The organism is Variovorax sp. Sphag1AA, from assembly GCF_014192575.1.
GTDB lineage: Bacteria > Pseudomonadota > Gammaproteobacteria > Burkholderiales > Burkholderiaceae_C > Variovorax.
Window position 1 is genome coordinate 107,285 of record NZ_JACHYC010000005.1, and the last position, 24,243, is coordinate 131,527.

24 protein-coding genes and 1 tRNA gene are annotated in these 24,243 nt (G+C 64.9%); 16 read left to right on the forward strand and 9 right to left on the reverse strand.

The window, feature by feature from the left end; genetic code table 11:
- Positions 1 to 11: 11 nt before the first annotated feature.
- The 3 genes from mutY to mutM all read right to left on the reverse strand — a co-directional run bounded on the left by mutY (position 12) and on the right by mutM (position 3,935).
- Positions 12 to 1,079: an A/G-specific adenine glycosylase gene (gene mutY, locus FHW64_RS19955; RefSeq protein WP_311733339.1), complete on the reverse strand. Its 1,068-nt coding sequence runs from the start codon at positions 1,077 to 1,079 to the stop codon at positions 12 to 14.
- On the reverse strand, positions 1,069 to 3,030 hold the full coding sequence (locus FHW64_RS19960; RefSeq protein ID WP_184529424.1) for a dynamin family protein: 1,962 nt from the start codon (positions 3,028 to 3,030) through the stop codon (positions 1,069 to 1,071). Before FHW64_RS19960 ends, mutY begins: the two co-directional genes overlap by 11 nt.
- An 89-nt stretch (positions 3,031 to 3,119) precedes the next feature.
- Positions 3,120 to 3,935, reverse strand: coding sequence for a bifunctional DNA-formamidopyrimidine glycosylase/DNA-(apurinic or apyrimidinic site) lyase (gene mutM / locus FHW64_RS19965; RefSeq protein WP_184529426.1), 816 nt, complete (start codon positions 3,933 to 3,935; stop codon positions 3,120 to 3,122).
- Between the two features lie 79 nt (positions 3,936 to 4,014).
- Between mutM and FHW64_RS19970 the strand changes: the two genes are divergently transcribed.
- From FHW64_RS19970 to FHW64_RS20005, 8 genes are all read left to right on the forward strand, one after another.
- Positions 4,015 to 5,835: a tetratricopeptide repeat protein gene (locus FHW64_RS19970; RefSeq protein WP_184530426.1), complete on the forward strand. Its 1,821-nt coding sequence runs from the start codon at positions 4,015 to 4,017 to the stop codon at positions 5,833 to 5,835.
- 11 nt (positions 5,836 to 5,846) lie between these two features.
- Positions 5,847 to 6,329, forward strand: a complete 483-nt coding sequence (locus FHW64_RS19975) for a lipoprotein insertase outer membrane protein LolB (protein WP_184529428.1) — start codon at positions 5,847 to 5,849, stop codon at positions 6,327 to 6,329.
- Positions 6,326 to 7,186, forward strand: a complete 861-nt coding sequence (gene ispE, locus FHW64_RS19980) for a 4-(cytidine 5'-diphospho)-2-C-methyl-D-erythritol kinase (RefSeq protein ID WP_184529430.1) — start codon at positions 6,326 to 6,328, stop codon at positions 7,184 to 7,186. Before FHW64_RS19975 ends, ispE begins: the two co-directional genes overlap by 4 nt.
- A 66-nt stretch (positions 7,187 to 7,252) precedes the next feature.
- A tRNA-Gln gene (locus FHW64_RS19985) sits at positions 7,253 to 7,329 on the forward strand.
- Positions 7,330 to 7,406: 77 nt separating this feature from the next.
- Positions 7,407 to 8,381, forward strand: coding sequence for a ribose-phosphate pyrophosphokinase (locus FHW64_RS19990; RefSeq protein ID WP_093163190.1), 975 nt, complete (start codon positions 7,407 to 7,409; stop codon positions 8,379 to 8,381).
- Between the two features lie 94 nt (positions 8,382 to 8,475).
- Positions 8,476 to 9,126 carry a 50S ribosomal protein L25/general stress protein Ctc gene (locus FHW64_RS19995; RefSeq protein ID WP_184529432.1) on the forward strand — a complete coding sequence of 217 codons (651 nt, stop codon included), beginning with the start codon at positions 8,476 to 8,478 and terminating at the stop codon, positions 9,124 to 9,126.
- 83 nt (positions 9,127 to 9,209) lie between these two features.
- Complete coding sequence (pth, locus tag FHW64_RS20000) at positions 9,210 to 9,842, forward strand: aminoacyl-tRNA hydrolase (protein ID WP_184529434.1); 633 nt, start codon at positions 9,210 to 9,212, stop codon at positions 9,840 to 9,842.
- Positions 9,843 to 9,935: 93 nt separating this feature from the next.
- Positions 9,936 to 10,343 carry a hypothetical protein gene (locus tag FHW64_RS20005; RefSeq protein ID WP_184529436.1) on the forward strand — a complete coding sequence of 136 codons (408 nt, stop codon included), beginning with the start codon at positions 9,936 to 9,938 and terminating at the stop codon, positions 10,341 to 10,343.
- A 9-nt stretch (positions 10,344 to 10,352) separates the two neighbouring features.
- On the opposite strand, the gene FHW64_RS20010 is transcribed toward FHW64_RS20005, so the two are convergent.
- A complete protein-coding gene (locus FHW64_RS20010) occupies positions 10,353 to 10,646 on the reverse strand; it encodes a YfhL family 4Fe-4S dicluster ferredoxin (RefSeq protein ID WP_184529438.1) in 294 nt (97 codons plus the stop codon).
- A gap of 133 nt (positions 10,647 to 10,779) precedes the next feature.
- Between FHW64_RS20010 and FHW64_RS20015 the strand changes: the two genes are divergently transcribed.
- The 6 genes from FHW64_RS20015 to FHW64_RS20040 all read left to right on the forward strand — a co-directional run bounded on the left by FHW64_RS20015 (position 10,780) and on the right by FHW64_RS20040 (position 17,399).
- On the forward strand, positions 10,780 to 11,730 hold the full coding sequence (locus tag FHW64_RS20015; RefSeq protein ID WP_184529441.1) for an ABC transporter permease: 951 nt from the start codon (positions 10,780 to 10,782) through the stop codon (positions 11,728 to 11,730).
- Positions 11,727 to 12,608, forward strand: coding sequence for an ABC transporter permease (locus FHW64_RS20020; RefSeq protein WP_184529443.1), 882 nt, complete (start codon positions 11,727 to 11,729; stop codon positions 12,606 to 12,608). The genes FHW64_RS20015 and FHW64_RS20020 overlap by 4 nt, the downstream gene beginning before the upstream one ends.
- A gap of 6 nt (positions 12,609 to 12,614) precedes the next feature.
- Complete coding sequence (locus FHW64_RS20025; protein ID WP_184529445.1) at positions 12,615 to 13,604, forward strand: ABC transporter ATP-binding protein; 990 nt, start codon at positions 12,615 to 12,617, stop codon at positions 13,602 to 13,604.
- Positions 13,601 to 14,422, forward strand: coding sequence for an ATP-binding cassette domain-containing protein (locus FHW64_RS20030; protein ID WP_184529447.1), 822 nt, complete (start codon positions 13,601 to 13,603; stop codon positions 14,420 to 14,422). The genes FHW64_RS20025 and FHW64_RS20030 overlap by 4 nt, the downstream gene beginning before the upstream one ends.
- Positions 14,423 to 14,508: 86 nt before the next feature.
- Positions 14,509 to 15,996, forward strand: a complete 1,488-nt coding sequence (locus FHW64_RS20035) for an ABC transporter substrate-binding protein (protein ID WP_184529449.1) — start codon at positions 14,509 to 14,511, stop codon at positions 15,994 to 15,996.
- The gene (locus FHW64_RS20040) at positions 15,993 to 17,399 is read left to right on the forward strand and encodes an amidase (protein ID WP_311733340.1); all 1,407 of its coding nucleotides are present in this window, start codon (positions 15,993 to 15,995) and stop codon (positions 17,397 to 17,399) included. Before FHW64_RS20035 ends, FHW64_RS20040 begins: the two co-directional genes overlap by 4 nt.
- Before the next feature lie 8 nt (positions 17,400 to 17,407).
- Here the strand turns inward: FHW64_RS20040 and FHW64_RS20045 are convergent, their stop codons facing one another.
- Positions 17,408 to 18,277 (reverse strand): LysR family transcriptional regulator, encoded by an 870-nt coding sequence (locus tag FHW64_RS20045; RefSeq protein ID WP_184529451.1) that lies wholly within the window; start codon positions 18,275 to 18,277, stop codon positions 17,408 to 17,410.
- A 107-nt stretch (positions 18,278 to 18,384) separates the two neighbouring features.
- On the opposite strand from FHW64_RS20045, the gene FHW64_RS20050 reads away from it, so the two are divergent.
- Both FHW64_RS20050 and FHW64_RS20055 read left to right on the forward strand, forming a co-directional pair.
- On the forward strand, positions 18,385 to 18,783 hold the full coding sequence (locus FHW64_RS20050; RefSeq protein WP_184529453.1) for a tautomerase family protein: 399 nt from the start codon (positions 18,385 to 18,387) through the stop codon (positions 18,781 to 18,783).
- Between the two features lie 60 nt (positions 18,784 to 18,843).
- A complete protein-coding gene (locus FHW64_RS20055; protein ID WP_184529455.1) occupies positions 18,844 to 20,184 on the forward strand; it encodes a tetratricopeptide repeat protein in 1,341 nt (446 codons plus the stop codon).
- 1 nt (position 20,185) lies between these two features.
- Here FHW64_RS20055 and glxR read toward each other — a convergent pair whose 3' ends face one another.
- Genes glxR through FHW64_RS20075 form a run of 4 tightly spaced genes read right to left on the reverse strand, consistent with a single transcriptional unit; the run spans position 20,186 to position 24,219 of the window.
- Complete coding sequence (glxR, locus tag FHW64_RS20060) at positions 20,186 to 21,067, reverse strand: 2-hydroxy-3-oxopropionate reductase (protein ID WP_311733348.1); 882 nt, start codon at positions 21,065 to 21,067, stop codon at positions 20,186 to 20,188.
- A gap of 11 nt (positions 21,068 to 21,078) precedes the next feature.
- Positions 21,079 to 21,867: an HpcH/HpaI aldolase/citrate lyase family protein gene (locus tag FHW64_RS20065; protein ID WP_184529459.1), complete on the reverse strand. Its 789-nt coding sequence runs from the start codon at positions 21,865 to 21,867 to the stop codon at positions 21,079 to 21,081.
- Positions 21,868 to 21,905: 38 nt separating this feature from the next.
- Entirely contained in the window at positions 21,906 to 23,237 is a 1,332-nt protein-coding gene (gene gudD / locus FHW64_RS20070) for a glucarate dehydratase (RefSeq protein WP_184529461.1), read from the reverse strand.
- Between the two features lie 13 nt (positions 23,238 to 23,250).
- The gene (locus tag FHW64_RS20075) at positions 23,251 to 24,219 is read right to left on the reverse strand and encodes a tripartite tricarboxylate transporter substrate binding protein (RefSeq protein ID WP_184529463.1); all 969 of its coding nucleotides are present in this window, start codon (positions 24,217 to 24,219) and stop codon (positions 23,251 to 23,253) included.
- Between the last annotated feature and the right edge of the window lie 24 nt (positions 24,220 to 24,243).

Here is a 24,243-nt window from a genome sequence, read left to right on the forward strand (position 1 = left end):
TCAGAGGCGAGTCAGACCACGCTGAGCAGCTTGCGTACGGGGGCCGGCATTCCGAGAGCCGGCCACTCGCGATCGTCAAACCAGCCGCCTGCCGTTGCGACATGCACCTCGCTGCACACAACCGATATCGGATGCAGGTGCAGATCCTTGTGCGTCAGCGCATGGACGAACCCCGCTTCGTCGCGCGCAGACAGGCGATCCGCAGGCGCCAGTTCATCCAGCAGCGCGGTCCGGCTTTCGAAAACGGGAAGGCAATAGAGCCCCGCCCAGATCCCGCGCGCCGGGCGCTTTTCGAGCCACACCCGCCCTTGAGAATCGCGCGCGTTCAACATCCAGAGCGATTGCGCAGTCCGGCGCAACTTGCGAGTCTTGACGGGGTATTTCTCAGGTGCACCCTCCTTCCGCGCCTCGCACACATCGGCTACGGGACAGATGATGCAGCTTGGCTTGCGCGGCAGGCAGACAGTGGCGCCCAGGTCCATCAGTCCCTGGGTGTAGTAGCCAATCGCATTCGGCGCGGAAGCTGGCGGCAGGAGTTCGGTTGCTTCGTTCCACAAGGCGCGCTCCTGCGCGGCGGATGCGAGATCGCCGTCGAAGCCAAGCACCCGCGAAAGCACCCGCTTCACATTGCCATCGAGAATCGCGACGCGTTCGCCGAAGCAGAAAGCCGCGATCGCCGCCGCGGTCGAACGACCGATGCCCGGCAGCGTCTGCAACTCAGCTGCGGTCCGCGGGAATTCGCCACCGAAACGCGACAACACCTCCTGCGCACATCGATGCATGTTGCGCGCGCGGCTGTAATAGCCGAGGCCACTCCAGAGTGCGAACACCTCATCCTCTGTCCCGCCAGCCAGCGCCTGCACCGTAGGAAAGCGATCGAGAAACCGGGCGAAGTACCCCAGCACCGTCGATACCTGGGTCTGCTGGAGCATCACTTCGGAGAGCCAGACGCGGTAGGGGTCTCGCGTGTTCTGCCACGGCAACTCGCTGCGCCCATGGCTTCGCTGCCATGCGACGACGTTGTCGGCAAAGGTCGGCGCGATACGCGGCGCCGCCGACCGCAGGTCTTCAGGCGGCACTGAGTTCGCTGCGATAGGAAGCGGAGTTCGGCGCCTCGTGGTTCAACAGCACCGCGGTGAGCTCCTCGAGCCGATGGTGCAAGTCGGCAAGATCACGCTCCTGCGCGGCGAGTTCGGCCAGTCGCTCATCGAGATTGCCGGCTGCGCCCTGAATACGCTCCACAGCCTCGATCCGCTTGGTAAAGGTGCGGCGACGCTCCTTGAGCTGAGCGTCGAGTTGCGCGCCTGCGCCTTTGCTCCAGCGTTCGACTTCGGTCATCGCCGCTTCGTTGACCACGCGCAGCCGGCTCGCGAGTGCACGAACCAGCTTGTCGCAGAAGTCAGGCTGCGCGAGCTTCAGCATGTTGCTCACGCCGAGGTAGTGCACATGGCTCTGTTCGATCTGCGAAAGCTGCTGCTCGAAGTCCGTCAGGTCCGGCTCGGGCGGCGCCTGCAGCGTGAAGCCATGCTCCGCATTGAGTTGGCGGAACGTCGCGTGCAGCATTGACTGGATCTCGGCCGTGGTCGCCTGGACTTCGCGCAGGTTATTGCGCAGCGCATCGAAGGTCTCGCCGTAGACCTTGCGCACATTGAACTTGATGCCGCGCCGCTTCAGCGCTGTCGCCAGATGGCCCATGTCCGCCTTGAGGGCGGTGCTGCCGAGAACTGCATAGACCTCGCGCAGCAGCTTGCCCTGCACCGAGCGCAGGGCAAGGATTCGGGTGTTGCTACCTTCAAATTCCGACTGTTCCTGCTCGATGCGCGTGCGCATGTGCCGGATGACGGAGCTGTTCTTGCCCCGCAGTCCTTGCAGTTCCAGCGCCTGCTCGGACAGATCGCGCTGACGCACGCTCAGGATGCGGGCGGCCTCGGTGCGCAGGGCGGCAATGCTGGCATCAACGGCCAGCCGCAACATCGTCTCGCGCTTGCCGAGCAGCCCCTCGCCAAGGATGGCCTCGAGCGCGGGAAGACGGCTCGCCTGCAACAGCGGCACATCGCGGCGGATCTTGGCCTGCAGGCCCTTTTGCGCGGAAACAGGAAGCACCTGCGTCAGCGGCACGCCGAGCACGTCGGCCGCGCCCTTTCGCTGGCGCTGGATCTGGCCATCGACCTGGGCGGGCGTGCTCAGGATGTCCCACATCGTGTCGATCTTGTTCAGGACCACGATGCGCGTTTCGCTCGCATCCCCTTCCGTGACCAGGTGCTCTCGCCAGATCGCGAGATCGGATCGCGTGACACCCGTGTCGGCGCCGAGAATGAAGACCACGGCATGTGCCTGCGGAATCAGGCTGACAGTCAGCTCTGGCTCCGCGCCGATGGCGTTGAGGCCCGGCGTATCGAGGATCACCAGGCCCTGCTCCAGCAGCGGATGCGGCATGTTCAGCACCGCATGGCGCCAGCGAGGAATCTCGACGCGGCCGTCGGAATCCGGGACGGGGTTGTCGTCCGGTGCGTCGTCGCTCCAGAAGCCCAGCGCTTTCGCCTCTTCCACAGGAACCCAGCGCACTTCCGCGACCTTGCCCATCGCCTGCGAAAGCAACTCGGCGTTGTCGACGTCGATGTCGATGTGAGTCCAGCGCGCGGGCTCATCGCGCCAATGCACCAGCGAGTACGGCTCGAGCCGCGTCTCGATCGGCAGCAGGCGCAGGCTGGGCGTGTGGCCGGGGTCGTAGCCAAGTTCGGTCGGGCACATCGTGGTGCGCCCTGCACTCGCCGGCATGATGCGGCGACCGTAGCCCGCAAAGAAGATCGCGTTGATGAGTTCGGATTTGCCGCGCGAGAACTCGGCGACAAAGGCAACCATGACCTTGCTGGTGCGCAGTTGCGTTTCGACGTCGCGCAGCCGTTCGGCGACGCTCTGGTTCAGCAGTTCGTTCTCGTTCAGCCAGCGCGTGAGCCACTTGAGGCGGTGCGCAAAATTACGCCGCCAAGCGCCGTGCTGGTCGAACTGCTGAGTGAAGGAAGCGGTCAACGGCGTAAATGTAAAAACAATTTACAAAAGATGGTAGCACCGCGTCGGGCTCCAGCAGGCCCTCCAGAAGCCACTCCCGACGAATGGTCTCATGACTTTTGACAGCTTGGGCAGAAAAAAGTGGAGCGTTGACCCTGTCGTAACAGCCGGATCGGCGTTGCGCAAACTCTGCAGGGCTGGCCGGCGCGGCCGTAGACCGTGGCTTCGAGTTGGAAGTAGCCGCTCTGGCCGTCGACATTCGAAAAGTCGCGCAATGTGCTGCCGCCGCGGTCAACGGCACGCGCAAGGATTTCGCGGATGGCCGCATGAAGGCGAAGCGCCCGGGGTCTGCTGATCCGCGAAGCCGCCAGGGTCGGCCGGATACCCGCAAGGAAGAGCGCCTCGGATGCATAGATGTTGCCGACGCCCACCACCACGTCGCCGGCCAGGAGCACCTGCTTCACAGGGGCACGCCGCCGGCGCAAGCCCGCGTGAAAGGCATCGAAGTCGAAGCTGTCGCCAAGCGGCTCCATGCCGAGGCCACCCAGGAGCTTGCCGGCCAGCGGCGATGCCTCATCCTCCACATAGACCACGGCGCCGAAGCGCCTTGGATCGTTGAGCCGAAGCGTGCCATGGCTGGTTACGAGGTCGAAGTGGTCATGGACGCCGGCGAGCGGCAGCGACGCATCGAATCGAAGACTGCCGGACATGCCGAGGTGCAGCAGCAAAAGACCGGCATCGAGATCGACTAGTAGATATTTGCCGCGTCGGCGCACACCCCTGACCGTGCGCCCGACGAGCATTCCGGGATCAATGGATAGCGCCCATCGCAACGGCTTGCCGACACGAACAGCCTCGATACGGGCGCCAGCGATGCGGTCCGCGAACCCGCGGCGGGTGACTTCGACTTCGGGTAGTTCGGGCATGACGGGAAAGCCTGACGTAAATCACGCCGCATCCGGCGCGGGTGGCTCTCGTTTAAGAAGCGTGGATTATTATGGTTCGATGAATCTTCCGCTCCGCCGATCCCGCCTCGCGGCGGCCGCACTTACGGCACTCGTCGCCCTTGCTGCGCAGGCCCAGACAGAACCACCGGCACCCGCTGCGCCCACCAGCCCCGCACCGATCATTCAGCCCGCCGAACCTGCGGTCACACCGGCGGCGGCACCTGCAGATAAGTCGGAAGTACAACCTTCCGCATTGACCGCGGATCTCTTCTACGAAGTGCTGATGGGCGAGCTCAACGCGCGCGGCGGCGATCCCGGCGGTGGCTACAGCCTGATCCTCGATGCAGCTCGGCGTTCTCGCGACGACAAGCTGTTCCAGCGCGCGGTCGAGATTGCGCTGCAATCGCGCTCCGGGGATGCGGCGCTCGCTGCGGCCCGCGCCTGGAAGGAGTCCGTTCCGGATTCGCGTGACGCGCGGCGATTTGAACTCCAGATCCTGATCGCCCTGAATCGCATCGGCGAAACGGTCGAACCGCTTCGCGCAGAAATCGCGGCCACGCCGCAGGTCGAGCGCCCCTTCCTGATGGCTGTGATCGCGCGCAACTACAGCCGCGCAACCGACAAGAAGCTGGCCGCTTCGGTCGTCGAGCAGGCGCTGACCGACGAACTCAAAAACCCGGCGACCGCCGGTGCGGCGTGGGGGACGGTGGGCCGGCTCAAGCTCGCTGCCGGAGACACCGCCGGCGCGCTCGACGCCGCGATCAAGGGCCAGGAGATGGATCCGTCTTCAGAAGGTCCGGCGCTGCTGGCGCTCGAACTCATGGATCCCTCGCAGCCACAGGCGGAACCCATCGTCAAGCGCTACCTCGAGGGTGCGAAGGCGCAGCCTGAAATGCGCATCGCCTATGCGCGCGTGCTGGTCGAAGGCCGCCGCTACGCCGATGCGACCGCAGAGCTCGCAAAGCTCACCGCTGCCAAGCCCGAATTGCCGGAACCCTGGCTGCTGCTCGGCAGCCTGCAGGCACAGGCACGGCAAGATGCCGCGGCCGAGGCCTCTCTGCGCAAGTACATGTCACTGGCCGAATCGCAACGCGACCAGGACGCCAAGGAACGAGGCTTGACCCAGGCCTATCTGCTGATGGCGCAGTTGTCCGAGCGGCGCAAGGACTTTGCGGCCGCCGATAGTTGGCTGGCGCGCATCGACAACTCTGACGACCTCCTCGGCGCGCAAGTCCGCCGCGCTTCGCTGCTGGCTCGGCAAGGCAAGCTGCCACAGGCTCGGGAACTCGTCCGCAGCCTTCCCGAGCGCACACCCGACGAGAAGCGCGAGAAGTTCCTGGCCGAAGTCCAACTGCTGCGCGACGCCAAGCAGTACCAGGCCGCCTACGACATGCTGGGCCAGGCAAGCGCATCCTCGCCCACTGATACGGATCTCATCTATGACCAGGCCATGGTCGCCGAGAAGCTGAATCGCCTCGACGACATGGAGCGTCTGCTGCGCAAGCTGATCGAACTCAAGCCCGACAACCAGAACGCCTACAACGCGCTCGGCTACTCGCTCGCGGATCGCAAGGTGCGCCTTGAAGAAGCGAGGACGTTGATTCAGAAGGCTGTTCAGCTTGCACCCGATGATCCATTCATCGCCGACAGTCTCGGTTGGGTCGAATTCAGACTTGGCAATACGACCGAGGCCACGCGGATTCTTGAAGACGCCTACAAGCGCCGTCCGGACCCTGAGATCGGTGCGCATCTCGGTGAAGTCCTGTGGACCGCCGGCCAGCGCGACCGGGCCCTCAGCATCTGGAAGGAAGCCAACCTCGCCGATGCCGATAACGAGACGTTGCAGGAAACGCTCAAGCGCCTGCGCGTGAAGCTTTGAATCGACGTGCCATGCTGCTGGCCGCGTGGGCCGGGGCGCTGATGGTCGCCGGGTGCGCGACGCCGGGAACTTCGAAGCAAGCCGGGACGAGCCAGGTCGAGGCATGGAACGGTCGCCTGTCGTTGCGGATCGATAGTCAGCCCGTCCAGACCTTTGCCGCGCTGTTCGAACTGAGAGGCGCCCCTCAGGCCGGCAATCTCACGCTCACGAGTCCGATCGGCAACACACTGGCGCAGCTTCACTGGGCGCCGGGCGAGGCGCTTCTCATGAACGGCAAGGAAACGCGACGGTACGACTCGGTCGACGAACTGATCGAGGCAGCCACGGGTGCCGCGATCCCGGTTGCCGCACTCTTCGGATGGCTCGCGGGCCGCGACGAGCGTGTACCCGGCTGGCGACCGGACTTGTCCCAGATCGGCGCCGGCAAACTGCAGGCAACACGCGAGTCGCCGGAGCCGCGCGCCGATCTGCGCATCGTGTTTGAACGCGCATGAAGGCCATCTACGACCTCCCCGCTCCGGCCAAGCTCAACCTCTTCCTGCACATCACCGGCCGGCGTGCGGACGGCTACCACCTGCTGCAGTCGGTGTTCATGCTCATCGACTGGAGCGATACGCTTCATTTCGAGCAGCGGGGCGACGGACAGATCACGCGCGAGGACCTGACAACGCCCCTGCCGGCGGACGATCTCGTCCTCCGCGCCGCCCGAGCACTGCAAGGCTTCGCACAAACTACGCGGGGAGCGCACATCGGCGTTGCCAAGCACGTCCCGGCACAGGCGGGGATGGGCGGCGGATCTTCCGACGCTGCAACCTGCCTGCTCGCGCTGAATCGCCTCTGGGACCTGAATCTGCCACTTTCGAAGCTCGAGCAGATCGGCCTCGGCTTGGGAGCGGACGTCCCGTTTTTCCTTCGCGGCCACAATGCGTGGGTCGAAGGGATCGGCGAGGAAATCACGCCAATTTCGCTGCCGCAAGGGCGCTTCGCAGTCGTCAAGCCAAACCAGGGCATCGACACGCGAGATATTTTTTCTGCGCCGGACCTGCAGCGCACAACTCCTGCTGCTATACTCTCTGGCTTTGCTGCATACAGTGAAGCGGAAGCAGACAGTTTTCGCTTTGACTTCGGTCATAACGACCTGCAGCCGGTAGCGCAGCGGCTCTGTCCCGCGGTCACCGAAGCCATCGATTGGCTCGGTCATCAAGGATTGAACGCACGCATGACCGGCTCCGGAAGTTCAGTGTTTGCGGCAATGCGGCATGATGCAGAATTGGCCGACGCCCCTCCGGGCTGGCAGATTCGCAGATGCAGCAATCTGGCAGTTCATCCTCTGGTGGGGTGGGCGGTCTAGAAATCAGAACGCTCTGCGGTCTGATGCGACATATATCGGTGAATGGCATTGGCCATTGACCTGTGTAGGGGAGTCGCCAAGCTGGTTAAGGCACTGGATTTTGATTCCAGCATGCAAAGGTTCGAATCCTTTCTCCCCTGCCAAATCTTCATTCACAAGATTTTTGGCGGCTCCTTTAAGAGCCATTTCGCATTGCCGGATGCACTTCGCCGGGACGCTCATGCAGGCACATAACCCTGATTTCATGGTTTTCACCGGCAATGCCAATCCTGGGCTTGCCGCCGAGATTTCGCAACACTTGGGTACCTCGCTGGGTGCAGCCCGCGTCGGCCGGTTCTCTGACGGCGAAGTCACCGTCGAAATCAACCAGAACGTCCGGGCCCGCGATGTTTTCGTTGTCCAGTCGACCTGCGCGCCGACCAACGAAAACCTGATGGAACTGCTCATCATGGTCGACGCGCTCAAGCGCGCTTCGGCCGAGCGCATCAGTGCCGTGATCCCCTATTTCGGCTACGCCCGCCAAGACCGCCGTCCGCGTTCGAGCCGCGTGCCGATCTCGGCCAAGGTCGTCGCCAACCTGCTGGAAACCGTCGGTGTGGCGCGCGTGCTGACCATGGATCTCCACGCTGACCAGATTCAGGGCTTCTTCGACATCCCGGTCGACAACATCTACGCGTCGCCGGTCCTTCTGGGCGACCTGCGCCAGAAGAACTACGAAGACCTGATCGTGGTCTCGCCGGACGTCGGCGGCGTGGTTCGCGCCCGTGCGCTGGCCAAGCAACTGAATTGCGACCTCGCCATCATCGACAAGCGCCGTCCGCGCGCCAACGTGAGCGAAGTCATGCACGTGATCGGTGAGATCGACGGCCGCAACTGCGTGATCATGGACGACATGATCGACACCGCCGGCACACTGGTCAAAGCCGCTGAAGTTCTGAAAGAACGAGGCGCCAAGAAGGTGTACGCGTATTGCACGCACCCGATCTTCTCTGGCCCCGCCATCGAGCGTATCGCCCAGGGCACTGCGCTCGACGAAGTGGTCGTGACCAACACGATCCCGCTGAGCGCCGGCGCAACCGGCTGCACCAAGATTCGCCAACTCTCCGTGGCACCGCTGATCGCCGAGACGATCCAGCGCATCGCCAAGGGCGAGTCGGTCATGAGTTTGTTCTCCGACCAGGAAAACCTCTTCTGAGGTCCAGGTCCGAGCAAAAAGCCGGGCTTCCTTCGGGAAGCCCTTTTTAAACCGGAGTCGCACTGGTCGCGGTGGACTTCCACAGGAGCAAGTTATGAAATTCGTCGCTTTTGAGCGCGCAAAGCAGGGTACGGGTGCGAGCCGCCGTCTGCGTATTTCGGGCAAGACGCCCGGCATCGTCTACGGTGGTGAAGGCCAGCCGCAACTGATCGAACTCGATCACAACGCGCTGTGGCACGCCCTCAAGAAGGAAGCCTTCCACTCGTCGATCCTCGAGATGGAACTCGGCGGCCAGGTCGCGAAGGTTCTGCTGCGTGATGTGCAGTACCACCCGTTCCGCCCGCTCGTGCAGCACGTCGACTTCCAACGCGTCGATGCCCGCACCCGCATGACCGTCAAGGTGCCGCTGCACTTCAAGGGTGAAGAAGAGTCCACGGCCGTCAAGCTCGATCACAACCTCGTGAATCACGTGATGACCGAACTCGAAGTCAACTGCCTGCCGGCCGATCTGCCCGAGTTCATCGAAGTCGACCTGTCGGGTCTGACCAAGAACGCCACCCTCACGGTCAAGGACATCAAGCTGCCGAAGGGCCTGAAGTTCATCAGCCACGGCAAGGGCAACCCCGTCGTCGTGTCCGCCGTGTCGCCGGTGGTCGCTGAAGAAGCCCCTGCAGAAGGCGCAACCGCAGAAGGCGCTCCGGCTGCAGCCAAGGCAGACGCCAAGGCCCCCGCCAAGAAGAAGTAATTCGCGCATCCCCTGCGTTCCGATGGCCCGCCCCGTGCGGGCCATTTTGCTTTGGGGGACAACCCAACCAAGATAATCCACGCATGATCAAGTTGTTCGTCGGCCTCGGGAATCCCGGCCCGGAGTACGAAGCCACGCGGCACAACGCCGGCTTTTGGTGGATCGACGCGCTCGCGCGCGACCTGAAGGTCACGCTCACGCCGGAGCGTTCGTATCACGGCCTCGTCGTGCGTACTCAAGTCAATGGCAAGCCGCTCTGGCTGCTCGAGCCGCAGACCTTCATGAATGTCTCCGGCAAATCCGTTGCGGCGCTGGCCCGCTTCTTCAAGATCGAGCCAAAGGAAATCCTCGTCGTCCATGACGAACTCGACGTGGTGCCGGGCCAGGCCAAGCTGAAGCTCGGAGGCAGCCATGCCGGCCACAACGGTCTGCGCGACATCCATGCGCAGTTGGGCACCGGCGACTACTGGCGTCTTCGCCTCGGCATTGGCCATCCAGGCGTGAAGTCGGAGGTGGTCAGCTGGGTCTTGAAGAAGCCGCTCAAGGAACAGAGGGAGGCGATCGACGACGCGATCGTCCGCACGCTGCATGCATTCCCGGCCCTGGTGGCCGGTGAAATGGACAAGGCGACCTTGCTCATCCACACGAGCAAGCCGCCGCGCCCCAAGCCACCGAGGCGAGAGCCTGACGGCGGAGGCGAACCCGCCGCGGGATAGCGGAAGAAGAGAGAGAAGGGAGTTACAAGAATGAAGCTGTCACACACAACAACGATCACTGCACGATGCGCCGCGTTTCTCATGGCGACGTGCATGCCCTGGAGCACCTTTGCGGCCGATGGCGGCGGCACATGGCGCTGCGGCAACACCTATACCGATCAACCGTGTAAGTCAGGCAGGCTGGTCGAGGTAGATGACATCCGCGACGCCAGCCAGAAGCAGCAGTCCGACGACACGATCCGCGATGCGCAGGCAGCGGCCAACCGCATGGAAGGCGATCGCCGGCGACTGGAAGCAACCGGGGCTCGCAATCGGCCGATCCTGATCAGCAACAGCCCTGCACAGGCGAGCAGCGAGCAAAAGAGCGGCACCGGCAAGGACGATTCCGCAAAGCTGCGCAGGGGTAAAAAGGAAGTGCTCTACACGAGCATGCAGGCCGGCCAGAACCCCGAGCCAAAGAAGAAATCGAAGAAGTCGAAAAAGAAAAGCGCTGGCGACTAGCCAGGTTCTTCAGGACACTGGGGCGGCGCCGGCGGAGCCCGCCTCGCCCGCATCCTTGGCGGCCGTGAGCCGCTGGAACTTCTGCCACAGGGTTTCACGCGACTCGACGTGCGCCGGGTTGACCGGAATGCACGCAACCGGGCAGATCTGCACGCACTGCGGTTCGTCGAAGTGGCCGACGCACTCGGTGCACTTGTGCGGGTCGATCTCGTAGATGTCCTCGCCCATGTAGATCGCGTCGTTGGGGCACTCCGGCTCGCAGACATCGCAGTTGATGCATTCGTCGGTGATCATGAGAGCCATCGCGCGATTATCCGCGCGGCGACCGTCTCGCGCCCACGGCCGCCCGATGCCCCCACAGCCAGTGAAACGCCGCCGCCCCAGGCAACCACGGGCACGGTCGTTGCGTAACTGCGGTTATGCTGCGCCCCGCCTTATGAGTTTGTTCCTGTTCAAGCGCTTCGTGACGCTGATCGCAACACTGGTCGGCGCTTCCATCATCGTTTTCCTCGTGCTCGAGATCCTTCCGGGCAACGCGGCTCAGATCCTGATGGGTCCGGATGCCTCACCCGATGCGGTGGCGGCACTCGCGACCAAGCTCGGGCTCGACCAGCCGGCCTGGACCCGCTACTGGCACTGGATCGGTGGCCTGCTGACGGGGAATCTCGGCGACAGCTACGCCTACAGCTCGCCGGTCATCGATCTCATCCTCGAACGCCTTGCGCTGACCGTTCCGCTCGCGCTCATGGCAATGACCCTCACCACCGTGCTCGCGCTTCTCGTTGGCGTGACTGCCGCGGCGCGGCACAACAAGCTCGGTGACGTGGGTCTGATGGGACTGACGCAGGTCGGCATCGCCATCCCGAACTTCTGGTTCGCAATCCTGCTGATCCTCGTCTTCTCGGTGCAACTTCAATGGTTTTCCGCAGGCGGCTTCGAGGGCTGGGACGAAGGCATCTTCGCCGGCCTGAAATCGCTCCTGCTCCCTGCGCTGTCGCTCGCCGTGGTTCAGGCCGCGATCCTTGCCCGCATCACGCGGTCGGCGGTGCTTGAAGTGATGCGCGAGGACTTCGTACGCACCGCGCGGGCGAAGGGCGTCTCGCAGCGCGCAGTGCTCTGGCGCCACGTGCTGCGCAATGCGCTGATCCCGGTCATCACGGTGATGGGCATGCAGTTCTCCGAGCTGCTCGCAGGGACCATCGTGGTCGAACGGGTGTTCAGCCTGCCGGGGCTCGGCCTCCTGATCTTCCAGGCCATCGGCAACCGCGACCTGATCGTGGTCCGCAATTGCGTGATGCTGCTGGCGGCGATGGTGGTGATCGTCAACTTCGTCGTCGACGTGCTGTATGCCGTGATCGACCCTCGAATCAAGGCCCACGACATATGAGCGCCGTCCCAGCAGCAGTGCCCAGCGCGGCCGCCCTTCGCATCCCGGGCTTCTGGCGCCGGGCGCTGCACCATCGCAGCTTCGTCGTCGGCGGCGTGCTCACGCTGCTCCTGCTCCTCGCTGCGGCAATCTCGCTGGTCTGGACTCCGTGGTCACCCTACGAGATGGACATCGCGAACAAGTTGCAGAACCCGAGCGCAGCGCATTGGCTCGGCACCGATGCCTACGGGCGCGATGTCGCATCGCTGCTGCTCGTGGGCGCGCGCGCCTCGATCCTCGTGGGGGTTATCGCGGTCGGTATCGGCCTCGTGGTGGGCGCGGCGCTCGGCTTGCTCGCCGCGGCGCGACGCGGCTGGGTCGAGGAAGCGATCATGCGCTTCGCCGATTTCTCGATGGCCTTCCCCGCGATCCTGTCGGCCATCATGATGACCGCGGTCTTCGGCGCGGGCATCGTCAACGCGATCATCGCGATCGGCATCTACAACATCCCGACTTTCGCGCGCATCACGCGCGCGTCGGCCAATGCGGTCTGGTCGCGCGAGTACATCTCGGCGGCCCGCGCTTGCGGGAAGGGATCGTTCGCAATCACGATGCAGCACGTGCTGCCCAACATCTCGGCGGTGCTGATCGTGCAGATCACGATCCGTTTCGCAATCGCGATCCTCGCGGAAGCGGCGCTCTCCTATCTTGGCCTCGGCACGCAACCACCACAGCCCTCATGGGGGCGCCTGCTCGCGGAGGCGCAGACCCTGATGTATCAAGCGCCGCTGTTCCCGGTGTTCCCCGGCGCGACGATCATGCTCGCCGTGCTTGGCCTGAACCTTCTCGGCGACGGGCTCCGCGACCTGCTCGACCCACGCCTCGCACGCGCCCGCTGATCCGCCATGCCACTCCTCGAAGTCAAAGACCTCCACGTCCAGCTCCAGACGCAGCGCGGCCCCGCCGAAGCGGTGCGCGGCATCGACTTCACGCTGGAGCGCGGCGAAACCCTCGGCCTCGTCGGCGAATCGGGCTGCGGCAAGTCGATCACGGTGCAGTCGCTGATGGGCCTTCTTCCGTCGACCGCCAAGGTCAGTGGAAGCATCCGCTTCGACGGCACCGAACTCGTCGGCCTGTCCGAGCGCGAGATGTGCAAGATCCGCGGCGACCGCATTGGCATGATCTTCCAGGAGCCGATGACGGCGCTGAATCCGGTCCACACGATCGCGCGGCAAGTCGGCGAACCGCTGCGGCTGCATCGTGGACTGTCCTCAGCCGATGCGCGCAAGGAAGTGCTCGCGCTGCTCGACCGGGTTGGCATCCCCGATGCCGCATCGCGGCTCGACGCCTACCCGCACCAGTTCTCCGGTGGCCAGCGACAACGCATCGGTATCGCCATGGCTCTCGCGTGCGGGCCGGACCTGCTGATCGCCGACGAGCCGACGACCGCGCTCGACGTCACCATCCAGAAGCAGATCCTCGACCTGATCCGCGGCCTCGTCGCGGAGCGCGGCATGGCGCTGATCCTGATCTCGCACGACCTTGGCGTGATCGCGCAGAACGTCTCGAAGATGCTCGTGATGTACGGCGGCAGCGTGGTCGAAAGCGGTCCGACGACATCCGTCTTTGCCGAGCGCGCACACCCGTATACGCGCGGCCTGTTCGCAGCGCGGCCTGAACTGGGCACACCGCGCGGCGCGAGGCTCGCCACCATCAAGGGCAGCGTGCCCGAACTGGTCGACTTGCCGAAGGGCTGCCCTTTCGCAGGCCGATGCCGGTACACGGTCGATGCCTGCAATGCCACGAAGCCTCAAGCGGTGCCGCTGCCACACGACCATCTGGCGCGATGCATCCGCCTCGACGAGATCGCCGCCGAGGAAGGAGTCGCCGCATGACGAACGCGCCGGCCGACGCACCCTTGCTCGAAGTCACGGATCTCGTGCGCCACTACGCGCTGCCGCGCGAGAAGCTCTTCAGCGCCCCGCCGACGGTCAAGGCGCTCAATGGCGTGAGCTTCAGCGTCCGCCCTGGACGGAGCCTCGGCATCGTCGGCGAATCAGGCTCCGGCAAATCGACCATTGCCCGCCTCGTGATGGCGCTGGACAAGCCGACCTCGGGCTCCGTCAAGCTGCTGGGTGAGGACCTGCACGCCTTGCAGAAAGATGCACTGCGCAAGGCCCGACGCAATTTCCAGATGGTCTTTCAGGACCCTTACGGTTCGCTCGATCCGCGCCAGACGGTCGAGCGCATCGTGGCCGAACCGCTGGAAGCGCTCGGCGAAACCACGCGTGCGCAACAACGCGAGCTCGCAGGTGAATCGCTCGCAGCGGTCGGACTGCGCCTCGCGGACCTGCATAAGTACCCGCACGAGTTCTCGGGTGGACAACGGCAGCGCATCGCGATCGCACGCGCCCTCATCACGCGGCCGAGGCTCATCGTGGCCGACGAGCCGGTGAGCGCGCTCGACGTCTCGGTGCAAGCGCAGGTGCTCAACCTGATGCAGGACCTGCAGCAGCAGTACGGCATCAGCTACCTCCTCATCAGCCACGACCTCGCGGTGGTGAACCACCTCTGCGACGAAGTCTGCGTGCTGCATCGCGGCCTCGTCGTCGAACGCGGCGAGCCGCAGCATCTCTTCGCGCATGCGGAGCATCCCTACACGCAGGCCCTGCTCGCAGCGGTGCCGCGCGCAGAGCCGGTCGCCATGTCATGAGCAAATACTTGCCGAGCCCGTCCGGGCCCGCCATGATGTAACGTTTGTTTCTTCACACCACAGCCTTTCCCTGGAGCCCCGAAACCATGTTGAAACGCCGCACCCTCCTGACCACCGCCGCACTCGCCACCGTGCCGCTCTCGCTACCGCAGATGGCACTGGCGCAAGGCCGCAAGGACTCGATGGTGATCGGCATGGGGCTGGAGCCGCCGGGGCTCGATCCGACGGCCGGCGCAGCGTCCGCGATCGCGGAAATCGTCCAGTACAACATCCTGGAGACGCTCACCAAGATCAACTCCGACGGCAGCGTGACGCCCCTCCTGGCCGAGAGCTGGGAAGTCTCGCCGGACCTGCGCACCTACACGTTCAAGCTGCGCCGCGGCGTCAAGTTCCAGAACGGTGAGCCCTTCAATGCGCAGACGGTCAAGTTCTCCTTCGACCGCGCCGGCGCCGAGAAGAGCACCAACAAGGACAAGCGCACCTTCGCGAACATGAGCACACAGGTAGTCGATGACTACACGGTCGTGATCATCAACAAGGAGATCGACCCCGACCTGCCCTTCCTGCTGGGTCAGGCCACCGCGGTGATCGTCGAGCCCAAGAGCGCGGACGCCAACGCAACCAAGCCTGTCGGCACCGGTCCCTACAAGCTCGACAACTGGAACAAGGGCAGTTCGGTGGTCGTGAGCAAGTGGGACGGCTTCCGCAACGCGGGCGCGATCAAGCTCAACAAGGTCACCTTCCGCTTCATCTCCGACCCGGCCGCACAGGCAGCATCGCTGCTCGCAGGCGACATCGATGCGTTCCCGCGCGTGGCAACGCGCATCGTGCCGCAGTTCAAGCCCAATCCGCAGTTCCAGGTGATCCTGAGCGGATCGCGTGCGAAGACCATCCTGTCGATCAACAACAAGCGAAAGCCGCTCGACGACGTGCGCGTGCGCCGCGCGATTTCCGCGGCGATCGATCGCAAGGCCGTGATCGAAGGCGCGGTCGACGGCTTCGGCGTGCCGATCGGCAGCCACTACGTGCCGGGCGCACCCGGGTACGTCGACACGACCGGCGTCAACCCCTTCAACCTCGACAAGGCCAAGCAGCTTCTGGCCGAGGCCGGCGTGAAGACGCCGCTCGAACTCACGATGACGCTGCCGCCGCCGCCGTACGCCCGCCAAGGCGGCGAAGTGATCGCCGCGCAGCTCGCCAAGATCGGCATCAACGTGAAGATCCAGAACGTCGAATGGGCGCAGTGGCTCAGCGGCACCTACGGCAACAAGGACTACGACCTCAGCATCGTCTCGCACGTCGAGCCCTTCGACCTTGGCAACTACGCCAAGTCGGACTACTACTGGCAGTACCAGTCGAAGGACTTCAACACGGTCTACGACAAGATCAAGACGACCGGCAACGTGGCCGAGCGCAACAAGCTGCTCGGCGATGCGCAGCGCATCCTGGCCAACGACGCAGCCAACGTCTTCCTGTTCCAGCCGCAGTGGCCGACCGTTGCCAAGAAGGGCGTGAAGGGCCTGTGGAAGGACATGCCGATCTTCGTCAACGATCTGTCGGCCCTGTCGTGGTGAGCGGTCCCCTGAACGATCTGAGCGCACGGGAACTCGCTGCCGCGTATCGCAAGGGAGACCTGTCGCCGGTCGAGGTGACGCAGGCGGTGCTCGATCACGTCGAGCGCTGGGAGCCGCACCTGCAGGCCACCTGGCTGCTGCGGCCCGAGTCCGCGCTCGAACAGGCACGTGCATCCGAAGCACGCTGGCGGCGTGGCGAGGCCCATGGCCCGCTCGACGGCGTGCCGACCACCATCAAGGAAAACATCGCCACGCGCGGCGATCCGATGCCCGCAGGCACGGCCGCCGTCACGCTCCAACCGGCGGCCGCCGATGCGCCGCCCGCCGCGCGCCTGAAGGAAGCGGGCGCGGTGATCTTCAGCAAGACGACGATGCCGGACTACGGCATGCTGTCTTCCGGCTTGTCAAGCTTCCACACGCTGGCGCGCAATCCGTGGGATCTGTCGAAGACGCCCGGGGGTTCGAGTGCGGGCGCCGGCGCGGCTGCGGCAGCGGGCTACGGGCCGCTGCATATCGGCACAGACATCGGCGGCTCGCTGCGCCTGCCGGCCGGTTGGTGCGGCATCTTCACGCTCAAGCCCAGCCTGGGCCGCATTCCGATCGACCCACCGTACATGGGTCGCGCCGCAGGGCCGATGACGCGCACCGTGGCCGATGCCGCGCTGATGATGAAGACGCTCGCGCTGCCCGATGCGCGCGACAGCATGAGCCTGCCCGCCCAGGACATTGAGTGGGACGCTTTCGAAGTCCCGACCGAACACCTGCGCGGTCTGCGCATCGGCCTGTTGCTGGACGCCGGTTGCGGCCTCGCGGTCGACCCCGAGATCCAGCAGGCTGTCGAGCACGCCGCAAGGCGTTTCGAAAGCGCCGGCGCCATCGTCGAGCCGATGCGGCCCTTCATGTCGCAGGCGATGCTCGACGGCATGGACCACTTCTGGCGGATGCGTTCGCTGGTGGACATGAAGGCGCTCCGGCCCGAGCAGCGCGACAGGGTCCTGCCGTACATCCGCGCGTGGGCAGAGAGCGCGGAGGGCTTCGGTGGCGACTACGTCTTCCGCGCCTTCAGCCAGTTTCACGCGACGCGCCTTGCGGCGGTGGCTGCCTGTGCGAAGTACGACTACGTGATCTCGCCCGTGTCGCCGAACATGCCGGCCTCCGCCGAAGCACCTTCGCCGACCAACGACCCATTACGGCCCTTGGAGCACATCGGCTTCACCGTGCCGTTCAACATGTCGGAGCAGCCGGCCGCATCGATCAACTGCGGCTATGCGAAGGACGGCTTGCCGATCGGCCTGCAGATTGCCGGGAAGCGCTTCGACGATCTGGGCGTGCTCAAGGTCTCGCGCGCGTTCGAGCTCATACGCGAACCGCAGCGGCCTTGGCCACAACCGCCCGCAGCCTGAGTCGCCACTCAGGCAAATTGGGTCACCAGAAGTTCGCGGGCGCGCGCGACGAAGTCGCTTTCGCCACGTCGGGCTGGCAAGAAGTGAAAGGCCACACGCGGCAACGCCGGCAGTCCGTGCGGCGCCGCGAGCGCGGCAACACCATCCGTCAACGCCGACTCGTTGAGGCAAGCCACTCCCAGCCCCGCTGCGAGCGCCGACTGGAGGCCCGCCACGCCCGAAGCCACATGCGCCACTGCATAAGGAATGCGGCGCTGATTCAGCAGCTTGACGGTGTACTGGTGCAGCGAACAGGTGTCAGGCAACACCAGCAACCGCAGCGGCTCGCCACGCACGAGCCGCATGCCGGCGGCGCCCATCCAGGTCAGTGATTCGCGCCGCAGCACCTGCGCCCGCTCTGGCGCATTGCCAGAGGCGCCACCTCCCGTGATGCGCATCGACAGGCCGACGTCGAAATCGCCCTGCGCGTAGCCTGCTTCGATGGCGCCGCTCTTGAGAATGTTCACGCGCAGACGAACCTGCGGATAGCTTTCACCAAGCCGGCTCAGCATGCCCGTGAGATCACGCGGCCGGAAGTAGTCCGTGACCGCAAGGCGCAACTCGCCCTGCAACGTCTCGCCGCGCAGATCGCGAAAAGCTTCGTCGCTCATCGCAAGAATGCGCCGCGCATGGCCCGCGAGCCGCAGGCCCGCAGCGGTAGGCGTGACGCCCGCCTTGCTGCGGGTGAGCAGCGCTTGCCCTGCCCTCTCTTCGAGCTTGCGGATCTGCTCGCTCACTGCCGATTGCGACAGGAAGACCCTCGGGGCAGCAGCTGTCAGGCTGCCCGCCTCGGTGACTTCCACAAAGGTCCGGAGCTGTTCGATGTCGAACGTCTGCATGGCTTCATCCATCTGAATAACCGATGGAAGCCATCATATCTTCTCGCTTTTCAGATGACTAACGGATCTCCAGAATCCACTACATCCAACGCAGAAAGGACATCACCATGCCTCACATCGTCATTCATCTGTCAGGCAACCCAGACGCCGCACTCACGCGCGGCGTGGTCGACAAGGTCGCTCATCTCACCCAGACCGTGCTCGACAAGAAGCTGCCGGTGATCGCCATCACGGTGCAGTACATCGCAGCCGATGCCTGGTTCATCGGCGGGCAATCGCTCGCGGAATTGGGAAAGTCGGCTTTCCATCTCGACATCAGCATCACGGACGAAACCAACACCAAGGCGGAGAAGGCGCGCTACCTGCGGGAGGTGTACGAAGCCATGGCCGCGTTGAGAAGCAACCTGCACGAAGTTTCGTACGTGCACCTGATCGATGCCCGCGCTGCGGCTTATGGCTACGGCGGGCGAACGCAGGAATACCGGCACCAGCAAGCCGGCGTTTGAGGCCGGGACACGCGGGGCGTGGCAACATGGCTGCTTCTGCGACCAACGCCAGGAGCCGCCTTGAGTTCTGCGCCCCGTCTGTCCGACAGTCTCGGCAATCCGCTCAGCCTCGATGACCCGACGAGCCTCGGCGCCGTCAACGATTTCGTCGAAGGCTTCATCTCGTGCGAAGCGCGCGCAGTGGATGTGCTGGCCGCCGCGCACGACCCAAGTGCCATCGTGCAGGCGTATTGCGCCACGCTGCATCTGTTCGCGGAATCCGGCGATGCCGTTGCGAATGCTCGCCCGTTCATCGAGCGCGCGCAGGCAGCGTCGGCTCGCGCCACCTCACGCGAACAACGCTACATCGCCGCCATCGCCGCGTGGGCCGACGGCGACATCACGCGCGCCATCGCCCTGCACGAGGAACAGGCGAAGGAACATCCGCGCGATCTCGCTTCGCTGAAGCTCGGGCAGTACCACTGCTTCAACGTCGGCGACTGCCCCGGCATGCTGCGCCTTGCGTTGACAGCGCTGCCGCACGCCGGCGACGTTCCGTATCTGCACGGCATGGCTGCGTTCGGCCATGAGCAATGCCACCGCATGCGCGAGGCCGAAGCCAGCGCGCGCCGTGCGATCGCGCTGGTGCGCAAGGAGCCCTGGGCGCATCACGCACTTGCGCATGTGATGCTCACCGAAGGGCGTCTCTCGGAAGGGCTCGAATTCATGCAGAGCGTGAGCGACACGTGGGTCGGACTCAACTCGTTCATGGTCACGCACAACTGGTGGCACGTCGCGCTCTTCCTCATCGATCTGGGCCACGATGCTGATGCGCTGGCGGTCTACGACGAGCATGTGTGGGGTGTGGTCAAGGAATACTCGCAGGACCAGATCGGCGCGGTGTCATTGCTCGCGCGCTTCGAACTGGCGGGCATCGATGTGGGCGATCGTTGGCAGGACTTGGGCAACTATCTTGCACAGCGGCTCGACGATCACGTGCTGCCTTTTCTCGATCTGCAGTATCTCTACGGACTCGTGCGCGCCGGGCGATCGGAGGCGGACGTGCTGCTGGAGCACATTGAACGCTTCGCCCCCCATGCACCGCTCTCGACGCGCAACGCGTGGCAGCGCGTTTGCGTGCCGGCCGCACGCGGACTGCTAGCTCATGCGCGCGGAGACTGGGGAATGGCGATCGAAGCGCTGGGAGAGGCATTGCCGCGTCTCGTCGAAATCGGCGGCAGCCATGCGCAGCGCGATCTGTTCGAGCAGGTGTATCTCGACGCACTTGTGCGCAGGGGCACCAGCACGTCGCTCGCCGGCGCGCAGGGCATCCTGCAGCAGCAGGTCAATCGCCAGCCCGAATCGCTCCGGCTGATGCGGCAGGCATCGGCGGTCTACGCGCGCCTCGGCCTGCCGGCCTGAATCAGCCCTTCGCGACCTCGTGCGCGGCCATCTGCTCGAGCGCCTTGACCAGCGCCGAATGGTCGAGCTGATCCCATCCGTGGGCGGCGCATGACTGCATGAGTTGAGCGGCTGACGCGGTCTGCGGCAGCGCCACCGACATGGCCTTCGCACCCGCGAGCGCGAGATTCAGGTCCTTCTGGTGCAGGCCAATGCGGAAGCCCGGATTGAAGGTGCGCTTGATCATGCGCTCGCCATGCACCTCGAGGATGCGACTGGCCGCGAAGCCACCCATGAGCGCCTGTCGCACCTTGGCCGGATCGGCGCCAGCCTTGCTCGCGAAGAGGAGTGCTTCGCCGACGGCCGCGATGTTGAGCGCCACGATGATCTGATTCGCCACCTTGGTGGTCTGTCCGTCGCCGTTGCCCCCGACGAGCGTGATGTTCTTGCCCATCTTCTCGAACAGCGGCTTCGCGCGCTCGAACACCGCTTCATCGCCGCCGACCATGATCGTGAGGCTCGCGGCCTTGGCGCCGACTTCGCCACCCGACACTGGCGCATCGAGGTAATCGCAGCCGAGTTCGTTGATCTTCTTCGCGAAGCGTTTGGTGTCGATGGGCGAGATCGAACTCATGTCGATCACCGTCTTGCCCTTCGAGAGGCCCGCGGCCACGCCGTCGTCGCCGAAAAGCACCTGCTCGACATCCGGCGTGTCGGGCAACATCAGGATCACGACATCCGCTGCGCGCGCCACATCGGCGTTGCTCGCGCAGGCGGTCGCGGTCTTGAGCGCCTCGGGCACCTTGCTGCGCGTGCGCACGAACATCTCGTGGCCGGCTTGCAGGAGGTTCTGCGCCATGGGCGCGCCCATGATGCCGAGTCCGATGAATCCGATCTTCATGATCAATGGTCCTTTCAGTAAGAGGTTGAGCCGGCGGCCGGTTGCGAGGCGCGCATCTTCGCGAGCACCTGCTGCGAGCCTGCAGCCATGAGGCGTGCGTCCGAGCTCACGGTGACGAACTGGAAGCCCTTGGCGATGCGTGCGAGCGCGCCTTCGGGCGTGCCGTTGTGAATGCCGGCCACGAGGCCGTGCGCTTTCGCGCGCTCGAGGATGTGGTCGATCGCCTGAGCGACCGGGGGATCGACATCGTCGAACACGGGCCGGCAACCGAGCGCCAGCGACAGATCCGACGGGCCGATGTAGACCGCGTCGAGCCCCTCGACCGACATGATCGCGTCGAGGTTTTCCAACGCCTGGGCGGTTTCGATCATCGCGAAGGTCACGATGGTGTCGTTGGCGTGCTGCGGATAGTCGGCGCCGCCATAGAGCAGCGCCCGGATCGGGCCGAAGCTGCGCGTGCCGCGCGGGGCGTAGTGCGTGTACGCGACGAGCTTCGCCGCTTCATCTGCCGTGTTGATCATCGGGCAGATGACGCCGTAGGCACCGGCGTCGAGCGTCTTCATCAGCGCCGCCGGGTCGAGCCAGGGCACGCGCACAACGGGCACCGTGTCGGTGGTGGAGATGGCCTGCAGCATCGGGATCATCGACTGGTAGTCGACGACGCCATGTTGCAGGTCGATGGTGAGTGAATCCCAGCCCTGATGGGCCATGGTCTCGGCCGAAAAGCCGTTGGGAATCGCGAGCCAGCCATTGACCGCAGCGCCCCCCGATTTCCAGAGCGTCCGCAGGCGGTTTTCTCTCATGTCGTCTCCTTGTCGTGTCGTGGAGCGATCGGCAGAGCTCAGCGATCGAAGGCAGGTCGCTTGGGGTCGAACTTCCAGCCCGGGATCAGGCACTGCATCGCAACCGCATCATCGCGCGAACCGAGGCCGTGCTGCTTGTAAAGCTGATGTGCCTTCTCGACTTCGGCCATGTCGAGCTCGACACCGAGGCCGGGCTTCTTCGGCACCTGCACCATGCCACCTTCGATGCGCAGCGGTTCCTTGGTCAGCCGCTGGCCGTCCTGCCAGATCCAATGGGTGTCGATGGCGGTCACGCGGCCCGGCGCGGCGGCGCCGACGTGGGTGAACATCGCGAGCGACACATCGAAGTGGTTGTTGGAGTGCGAGCCCCAGGTGAGACCCCAGTCGCGACAGGTCTGCGCGACGCGCACCGAGCCGGCCATGGTCCAGAAGTGCGGGTCGGCCAGCGGGATGTCCACCGACTGCAGGGAGAGCGCGTGCGCCATCTGCCGCCAATCGGTCGCGATCATGTTCGTCGCAGTCGGCAGGCCGGTGGCCCGGCGGAATTCGGCCATCACTTCGCGGCCGGAGAAGCCTTCCTCCGCGCCGCACGGGTCCTCGGCATAGGCGACCACGCCACGCATGCGATGACCCAGGCGGATCGCGTCCTTCAGCAGCCAGCCACCGTTCGGGTCGAGCGTGACGCGCGCATCGGGAAAGCGCTCGTGCAGCGCGACGATGGCGTCGACTTCCTCGTCGCCGCGCAGCACGCCGCCCTTGAGCTTGAAATCGTTGAAGCCGTAGCGCTCGCGCGCCGCTTCGGCCAGGCGAACGATGGACTCGGGCGTCATCGCCTTCTCGTGCCGCAGGCGGAACCAGTCGTTGTCGGCCTCGGGCTCGCGCGCATACGGCAGATCGGACTTGTCGCGATCACCGACGAAGAAGAGGTAGCCCAGCATCTCGACCGCGTCGCGCTGCTGGCCTTCGCCCAGAAGCGCCGCGACCGGCATGTCCAGGTGCTGGCCAAGCAGGTCAAGCATCGCCGACTCGATCGCGGTGACTGCGTGGATCGTGGTGCGCAGGTCGAAGGTCTGCAGTCCACGCCCGCCGGAATCGCGATCGGCGAACTTCTTCTGCACGCGCTGCAGGAGGCCCTGGTAGCCGCCGAGGCCCTGGCCGACGACGAGATCGCGTGCGTCTTCGAGCGTCTGACGGATCTTCTCGCCGCCGGGGACTTCGCCCACGCCGGTGCGGCCGGCGCTGTCGGTGAGGATCAGCAGGTTGCGGGTGAAGAAGGGGCCGTGCGCGCCACTGAGATTCAGCAGCATGCTGTCGCGGCCGGCGACGGGGATCACGCGCAGTTCGGTGATCTTGGGCGTGGAGTTGGACATATCGGGTGCTCTCTCAATCAGCGGTGATCTTGCCGGTCTCAATCACTTTCTTCCAGCGGGCGTATTCCTGTTGCTGGAAGGCGGCGAACTGCGCAGGCGTGTTGCCGACGACTTCGAGGCCGATCGCGGTGAATTGGCTCTTCACCGTCGGGTCGTTCAAGGCCGCGACCATCGCACTGTGCGCCTTGTCGCGGACAGCCGTAGGCAATCCCTTGGGCGCGACGATAGCCTGCCACGAATAGACATCGACGTTCTTCACGCCGGCCTCGGCGATGGTCGGCACATCCGGCAGAACGGGCGAGCGCTTGTCGCCCGTGACCGCGAGCGCCTTGAGCTTGCCGCCCTTGATGTACTGCACCACCGCGTTGACGTTCTGGAACGACGCATCGACCTGCCCGCCCAGCAGATCGGTGATGGCCGGCGCGCCGCCCTTGTAAGGCACGTGCAGGCCGTGCGTTCCGGTCTGCTGCCAGAACAGCTCGGCGGTGAGGTGGTCGCTCGAACCGTTGCCGGACGAGGCGAAGCTCATCTTGCCGGGATGCGCCTTCAGGTTCGCGATGACGTCCGCGACCGACTTGTGCGGCGAGTTGGCCGGCACCACCAGCACGTTGGGCGCCTGTACCGCGACGGTGATCAGGTCGAAGTCCTTGAGCGCGTCGTATTGCAGGCCCTTGATGAGGTGCGGGGCGATCACCAGCGGGCCGAGCGAGGTAACGAGGAAGGTGTAGCCGTCGGGCGGCGACCGCTTGACCTGCGTCGCGCCGATCGTGCCAGTCGCGCCGGCCTTGTTGTCGACGAGGAAGGTCTGGCCCAGCTTTTCGCCGAGCTTGGGGCTGATGGCGCGAGCGACCATGTCGGTCGAACCGCCCGCCGGGAAGGGAACGACGATGCTGACGGTCTTCTGCGGCCAGTCCTGCGCGTGAGCGCCGGTTGCAGCAGCGAAGGCGATGGAGCACGCGGCAATCAGTTTTCCGAAGGTCATGGATATGTCTCTTTCGATGGTAGC

Coding starts and splice junctions, on each gene's coding strand:
- mutM (WP_184529426.1), bottom strand. CDS start 3,935: ATGCCCGAACTACCCGAAGTCGAAGTCACCCGCCGCGGGTTCGCGGAC.
- FHW64_RS19970 (WP_184530426.1), top strand. CDS start 4,015: ATGAATCTTCCGCTCCGCCGATCCCGCCTCGCGGCGGCCGCACTTACG.
- FHW64_RS19975 (WP_184529428.1), top strand. CDS start 5,847: ATGCTGCTGGCCGCGTGGGCCGGGGCGCTGATGGTCGCCGGGTGCGCG.
- ispE (WP_184529430.1), top strand. CDS start 6,326: ATGAAGGCCATCTACGACCTCCCCGCTCCGGCCAAGCTCAACCTCTTC.
- FHW64_RS19990 (WP_093163190.1), top strand. CDS start 7,407: ATGCAGGCACATAACCCTGATTTCATGGTTTTCACCGGCAATGCCAAT.
- FHW64_RS19995 (WP_184529432.1), top strand. CDS start 8,476: ATGAAATTCGTCGCTTTTGAGCGCGCAAAGCAGGGTACGGGTGCGAGC.
- pth (WP_184529434.1), top strand. CDS start 9,210: ATGATCAAGTTGTTCGTCGGCCTCGGGAATCCCGGCCCGGAGTACGAA.
- FHW64_RS20005 (WP_184529436.1), top strand. CDS start 9,936: ATGCCCTGGAGCACCTTTGCGGCCGATGGCGGCGGCACATGGCGCTGC.
- FHW64_RS20010 (WP_184529438.1), bottom strand. CDS start 10,646: ATGGCTCTCATGATCACCGACGAATGCATCAACTGCGATGTCTGCGAG.
- FHW64_RS20015 (WP_184529441.1), top strand. CDS start 10,780: ATGAGTTTGTTCCTGTTCAAGCGCTTCGTGACGCTGATCGCAACACTG.
- FHW64_RS20020 (WP_184529443.1), top strand. CDS start 11,727: ATGAGCGCCGTCCCAGCAGCAGTGCCCAGCGCGGCCGCCCTTCGCATC.
- FHW64_RS20025 (WP_184529445.1), top strand. CDS start 12,615: ATGCCACTCCTCGAAGTCAAAGACCTCCACGTCCAGCTCCAGACGCAG.
- FHW64_RS20030 (WP_184529447.1), top strand. CDS start 13,601: ATGACGAACGCGCCGGCCGACGCACCCTTGCTCGAAGTCACGGATCTC.
- FHW64_RS20035 (WP_184529449.1), top strand. CDS start 14,509: ATGTTGAAACGCCGCACCCTCCTGACCACCGCCGCACTCGCCACCGTG.
- FHW64_RS20045 (WP_184529451.1), bottom strand. CDS start 18,277: ATGCAGACGTTCGACATCGAACAGCTCCGGACCTTTGTGGAAGTCACC.
- FHW64_RS20050 (WP_184529453.1), top strand. CDS start 18,385: ATGCCTCACATCGTCATTCATCTGTCAGGCAACCCAGACGCCGCACTC.
- FHW64_RS20065 (WP_184529459.1), bottom strand. CDS start 21,867: ATGAGAGAAAACCGCCTGCGGACGCTCTGGAAATCGGGGGGCGCTGCG.
- gudD (WP_184529461.1), bottom strand. CDS start 23,237: ATGTCCAACTCCACGCCCAAGATCACCGAACTGCGCGTGATCCCCGTC.
- FHW64_RS20075 (WP_184529463.1), bottom strand. CDS start 24,219: ATGACCTTCGGAAAACTGATTGCCGCGTGCTCCATCGCCTTCGCTGCT.